Below are 5,935 nucleotides of genomic sequence, written 5' to 3'. Positions count from 1 at the left end.
GTCTCGGGCCAAAAGATCAACGATGCGCAGGGCCGCATCGAGGGCCAGCTCAATGTCGATCTCGACAACGAGCTGCGCGCCATCGCCAAGCTCGGCTACGAGGCAGCGCCGGAATCGGCCTCCTCGCCAGATGCGATCGCCGGTGTCACCCAGCAGCCGCTGCGCCAGACCGTGGACGGCAGCCTCGGCATCGAAAAAAGTGTCGGCAAGATGCGTTACGCGCTGACCGGCGCGGTCTCGCATGATTTCTACGGCGATGCCGAGCTCTCCAACGGCACCACCGTGTCACAGAAGGATCGCAACTCCACGCTCTACACGGCGACTTTGCGCACCGGCTATCAGATTTCACCGGCGCTGACGCCCTTCACGGAAGTCGAGGCCGGGCGGCGCATCTATGACCTGCGCGTCGACACCGACGGCTTCGAGCGGTCCTCGACCAGGCTTGGCGCGCGTGCCGGCCTCGAGCTCGACATGGGCGAGAAGCTTTCAGGCGAATTCTCCGTCGGCTGGCTGCGCGAAGCGATCGACGACAGCCGCCTGCCGGCGGTGGCAGGGCCGAGCTTGAACGCCGACCTCAAATGGTCCCCCGAGCGCGGCACCACCATCGGCCTCACCGGCAAGACCAACGTCGAGACGACAACGACGGCGGGCGAGAGCGGCGATATCCTCTACTCCGGCCGTTTGACCGGCGAGCGCCAGATCCGCGCCAATCTGACGGCGAACTCGGCGCTTGGCCTCGATTGGCGCGACTATACCGGCTCCGACGGCCACGACCTGATCCTGAGCGCCGAAGCCGGACTGACCTGGTGGCTCAATCGCTATGCCGGCCTCACCACGAGAGTGCGGACGGAGAAGCTGACCAGCAACCTGCCTGGACGCGACTACACGGCCAACAGCGTCTATCTTGGTCTGAAGGTCCAGCGATAGCCTCGCCGACCACGAAGGCTAGGACCCCACGCCGCGGCGTTCCGCCGGCCGCACCTCGTCCAGCAGCGTGCGGATGACGCCGGCCATGCTTGCGTTCATGTCGCTGCGCCACAGCGCGAAGGCGACATTGGCCTCGACGAACCCTTCCGGCGAGCCGCAGTCGAAGGTGCGGCCCTTGTAGTGATAGCCGTAGAAGGGCTGCTTCTTCTCCAGCTTCAGCATCGCGTCAGTCAGCTGGATCTCGTTGCCGGCGCCGCGTTCCTGGCTTTCCAGGATGCCGAAGATTTCCGGCTGCAGGATGTAGCGGCCGTTGATGAAGAGATTGGAGGGAGCGGTGCCCTGCTTCGGCTTCTCCACCATGCCGGTGATGCGGAAGCCGTGATGCGCATCCTCGCCGCGGCCGACAATGCCGTATTTATGCGCTTCCGCTGGATCGCATTCCTGCACGGCGATGATGTTGTTGCCGGTCTCCTCATAAAGCTCGACCATGCCCTTCATGCAGCTCTTTTCCGACTGCATGATCATGTCCGGCAGCAGCAGCGCGAATGGCTCGTCGCCGACCAGCTCGCGAGCGCACCAGACGGCGTGGCCGAGGCCCATCGGCACCTGCTGGCGCGTGAAGCTCGTCTGTCCCGGCGCCGGCTGCAGCCGCTGCAGGCGGGCGAGCTGGTCGTCCTTGCCGCGCTGGGCGAGCGTGTCATAGAGCTCGAACTGGACGTCGAAATGGTCCTCGATGACCGCCTTGTTGCGCCCGGTCACGAAGATGAAATGCTCGATGCCGGCCTCGCGCGCCTCGTCGACCACATATTGGATGACCGGCCGGTCGACGACGGTCAGCATTTCCTTCGGGATGGCCTTGGTGGCCGGAAGGAACCGCGTGCCGAGGCCGGCGACCGGGAAAACTGCCTTGCGAACGCGCTTCATGCTGACACCCCTGCTTTTCGGCCAATTATCCGCTCGGCGGCACGCTCCGCAATCCCCCCAAACATTTTCACGCCGGAATGTTGGGCTATCGGACGTCCAGGTTGAATGTGAGAGCTAGAAGCCGCGACACCTCTTTTCGTTCCCGGCGGCGCCTATGGTAAACTAAATACTAACCCGGTTCGGCGTTGAATGATCCTTCCTGATTTGACGAAGGAGGAAATGATGTCCGTTCGCAACACCGCGAGGCGCCTGACGGCACTGGCGACCGCAGCCGGCCTGACCTTGGCCCTGCTGATGCCCGCCGGACCCGCTTTCGCCGATGCCGGGTTCCGCCAGTGGGTCGCGGGCTTCCGCGCCACCGCGGTGGCGGGCGGCGTTTCGGGCGCTGTCTACGATCAGTCCATGAGAGGCATCGAGCCCGACCCGGTCGTGCTGGAAAAAGCCCGCACCCAGCCCGAATTCACCGCGCCCGCCTGGGACTATTTCGACAACCGCGTGCACGACCAGGCGGTCGCCAACGGCCAGGCGATGGCACGCAAATGGAAGCCATGGCTCGACCGCATCGAGGCGCGGTTCGGCGTCGACCGCAACATCCTTCTGGCCATCTGGTCGATGGAATCGAATTATGGCGAGACGCTCAAGCGCGACGACATCATGCGCAACGTCATCCGTTCGCTGGCCACCCTTGCCTATGGCGATCCCAAGCGCTCGAAATATGCCAGCACCCAGCTGATCGCGGCGCTGAAAATCCTGCAGAGCGGCGACATCGACGAGAGCCATCTGATGGGCTCCTGGGCCGGCGCGATGGGCCAGACCCAGTTCATCCCGACCAGCTATCAGCGCTATGCGGTCGACATGGACGGCAACGGCAGGCGCGATATCTGGAATTCGATCCCCGACGCGCTGGCGACTTCCGCCAATCTGCTCAAGAAGAACGGCTGGCAAGCCGGCAAGACCTGGGGCTATGAGGTCACCATACCGGCCAGCAAGCTGCCCGGCGGCGCAAAGACGATCGCGCAGTGGCAGGCGCTCGGCGTCGTCAGGGCCAGCGGCAAGCCGTTCAAGAACCTGACCGACAAGGCGACGCTGAAAGTGCCGGACGGCCGGGGCGGCCCCGCCTTCCTGATGATCCGGAATTTCTCGGTGATCAAGGCCTACAACAATGCCGACAAATACGCTTTGGCCGTCGGGCTTCTGGCCGATGAGATCGCCGGCGGCACCGGCCTGGTGCAGGACTGGCAGCGGCCCTTCACCAAGCTCAGCTTCGAGGAGCGGCAGGAGCTGCAGAAGCGGCTTTCCGAGCACGGCTATTACGACGGCAAGTTCGACGGCAAGATCGGCGACGGCTCGAAGGCCGCCATCATGGCCTACCAGGCAAAGGTTGGCCTGACCCAGGATGGCTATCCGAGCCTGGAAGTGCTCAAATGGCTCCGCAAGCGGTAGCAGAGCCGCTCTAATGCATGTCGCCCAAAAGTGCGCAGCGGTTTTGGGGGAACGACATGCATCAAAACAAAGACTTAAAGCGCGTCGACTGAATCCATTTCAGCGCGACGCACTTTAGGGCGCCAGGCATCCTTTCAAAGACGGCAAGGATGCGGTAGCGCTTCGGCTTGCGCATGACTTTCCCGCGTTTGCCTGGTCATGCGCCAAGGGATGGAGAGGTGTTTGGTTTCGGTCGCGCGTATCAGGCAGGGTATTCGCCGGGCGCCGATCCTGATTCTCGCCCTTGCCGTGCTTGTCGTCACCGCCGCCGGCGTGTTCCACGCCCCTGCGTTCGCGCAGGAGGAAAGCCGCGGCTGGTCGCTGCGCGACCTTCTGTTTCCCCGCCGCAGCGAACGCATCGAGCCGCCCGTCGAAGTCCAGCCAAGGCCGAAACCCAAGAAGAAATCCAAGCCACGCCCGCCGGCGGAGCCCGAAACGCCGATCGTCGAGAAGACCAACGATGCTCGCGTCGTCCTGGTGGTCGGCGATTTTCTGGCGAGCGGGCTTGCGGAGGGGCTGGACACGGCCTTTGCCGACAATCCCGCCGTCAGGATCGTCGCCCGCTCCAACGGTTCCTCCGGCTTCGTTCGCGACGACGTCTACAATTGGCCGGCCCAGATAAAATCGCTGATCGAGACCGAGAAACCGGCGGTCGTGATCGTCATGCTGGGCTCCAACGACCGGCAGCAGATGAAGGTCGGCGAAGTGCGCGAGCAGCCGCGCTCGGAGAACTGGACCAAGGAATATGAGCGCCGCACCGATGCGCTGGGCAAGGCTCTTCAGGAGACCAAGGTGCCATTCCTGTGGGTCGGCATGCCGGCTTTCGGTGTGTCGAAGATGAATTCCGACATGCTCGCCTTCAACGACATCTATCACTCGGTCGCCCAAAGCAATGGCGGCGAGTTCGTCGATGTCTGGGACGGCTTCGTCGATGAGAACGGCGCTTTCGTCACCTCCGGCCCCGACATCAACGGCCAGCCGGTGCGCCTGCGCTCCGACGACGGCATCAACGTCACCAAGGCCGGCAAGCGCAAGCTCGCCTTCTACACGGAAAAGCCGCTGGCCAAGATCCTCGGACTGGCGGCGCCGGGAAGCATCACCACCGTGTCGGCGCCGGCCGGCGCTCCGGTCGAGGCGCCGAAGCCGGCCGCCGCGCCCATCATCGTCGACCGCACCGCGCCGATGCTGCTCGGCGATCCCGCGCTCGACGGCGGCACTGAACTGCTGGGTGCCGCGCAGCCTGCCAGGGCCGATCCGAACCTGCCCGGCGAAAAGCTGATCCTGGAAGGCAAGGCGCCGGCCGCCTCACCCGGCCGCGCCGACGATTTTTCCTGGCCGCCGAAGCCGACCGCCGCCGCTCAGCCCGATACGGCGGCGGGCGTCAATCAGTAGCTCATCGGCTCGGAGACCGTTTCAGAAATTCGCTCCTGCGAGTCAGATGGTGGTGTTTTCGAGAACCGGAGCGGAGCGTACGTTGCTGTACGTGCACCCGAAGCGCAGAAAACGCCAGCAGCTGGCCGCAGGAGTAGAATTTCTTTACGGTCTCAGCGCGGCAGCACCGTCGACCCCATCAACGCCTCGTCGATCGAGCGCGCCGCCTGGCGGCCCTCGCGGATCGCCCAGACCACCAGCGACTGGCCCCGGCGCACGTCGCCCGCGGCATAGAGCTTGTCGACGCTGGTCCTGTAGTCGCGATCATTGGCCTCGACATTCCGCGAGCGGCGGCTGTCGGTGACGATCTTGATCTTGCCGTCCAGTTCATTCATCAGGCTGTCGCCCGCCGGGCCGGCAAAGCCGATGGCGATGAAGGCGAGATCGGCGCGGATGACGAACTCTGTGCCAGCGATCGGCTTGCGCTTCTCGTCAACCTCGCAGCAGCGCACTCCGGTCAACTGGCCGTCCTCGCCGATGAATTCGAGCGTCGCCACCTGGAATTCGCGCTCGGCGCCCTCGGCCTGCGAGGAGGACGTGCGCATCTTGGTCGCCCAATAGGGCCACACGGAGAGCTTGTCTTCCTTCTCCGGCGGCTGCGGACGGATGTCGAGCTGCGTCACGCGCACCGCGCCCTGGCGGAAGGCGGTGCCGATGCAGTCGGACGCGGTGTCGCCGCCGCCGACCACCACGACATGCTGGCCGCCGGCGATGATCGGGTGTGAGGGCCAGGCAACCGACTGGATCGGCTCGCCGCCGACGCGGCGGTTCTGCTGCACCAGATAAGGCATGGCGTCGTAGACGCCGCTGAGATCGGCCCCTGGAATGCCGGCCGGACGCGGCGTTTCCGAGCCGCCGCAATAGAGCACGGCGTCATATTCCTCGAGCAGATCGGCCACCTTCGTGTCGACGCCGACATTGACGCCGCAATGGAAGGTCACGCCCTCGCCCTGCATCTGCTCGATGCGCCGGTCGATATAGTGCTTCTCGATCTTGAAGTCGGGGATGCCGTAGCGCATGAGGCCGCCGGGGCGGCTTTCGCGCTCATAGACATGCACGTCGTGCCCGGCGCGGCCGAGCTGCTGGGCGGCCGCCATGCCGGACGGGCCGGAGCCGATCACGGCGACACGCTTGCCGGTCTTCTTCTCGGGCGGATGGGGCCGGATATGGC

The 5,935-nt window shown here is 64.9% G+C and carries 5 protein-coding genes; 3 read left to right on the top strand and 2 right to left on the bottom strand.

The features are described from left to right. The coding region (locus EOA28_RS22150; RefSeq protein WP_148670800.1) for an outer membrane beta-barrel protein at positions 1 to 927 on the top strand (927 nt) is incomplete at its 5' end. 18 nt (positions 928 to 945) lie between these two features. Here EOA28_RS22150 and galU read toward each other — a convergent pair. Continuing rightward, positions 946 to 1,851, bottom strand: a complete 906-nt coding sequence (gene galU, locus EOA28_RS22145) for a UTP--glucose-1-phosphate uridylyltransferase GalU (protein WP_127249796.1) — start codon at positions 1,849 to 1,851, stop codon at positions 946 to 948. A 222-nt stretch (positions 1,852 to 2,073) separates the two neighbouring features. On the opposite strand from galU, the gene EOA28_RS22140 reads away from it, so the two are divergent. Together EOA28_RS22140 and EOA28_RS22135 are read left to right on the top strand one after the other, a co-directional pair. After that, positions 2,074 to 3,294, top strand: a complete 1,221-nt coding sequence (locus EOA28_RS22140) for a lytic murein transglycosylase (protein ID WP_126081463.1) — start codon at positions 2,074 to 2,076, stop codon at positions 3,292 to 3,294. A 222-nt stretch (positions 3,295 to 3,516) separates the two neighbouring features. Next, on the top strand, positions 3,517 to 4,725 hold the full coding sequence (locus EOA28_RS22135) for a DUF459 domain-containing protein (protein WP_126081462.1): 1,209 nt from the start codon (positions 3,517 to 3,519) through the stop codon (positions 4,723 to 4,725). Positions 4,726 to 4,877: 152 nt separating this feature from the next. Here the strand turns inward: EOA28_RS22135 and EOA28_RS22130 are convergent. Next, a partial coding sequence (locus tag EOA28_RS22130; RefSeq protein WP_148670799.1) for a glutamate synthase subunit beta occupies positions 4,878 to 5,935 on the bottom strand: 1,058 nt, incomplete at its 5' end.

The sequence above is a fragment of the Mesorhizobium sp. M2A.F.Ca.ET.067.02.1.1 genome (genome assembly GCF_004023285.1).
GTDB lineage: Bacteria > Pseudomonadota > Alphaproteobacteria > Rhizobiales > Rhizobiaceae > Mesorhizobium.
Note: the sequence above shows the minus strand (reverse complement) of the source record. Positions and strands in the feature narration are given on the sequence as shown.

Bases quoted from the DNA above. Each gene is read 5' to 3' on its own strand.
- galU (WP_127249796.1), bottom strand. From the start codon at position 1,851: ATGAAGCGCGTTCGCAAGGCAGTTTTCCCGGTCGCCGGCCTCGGCACG.
- EOA28_RS22140 (WP_126081463.1), top strand. From the start codon at position 2,074: ATGTCCGTTCGCAACACCGCGAGGCGCCTGACGGCACTGGCGACCGCA.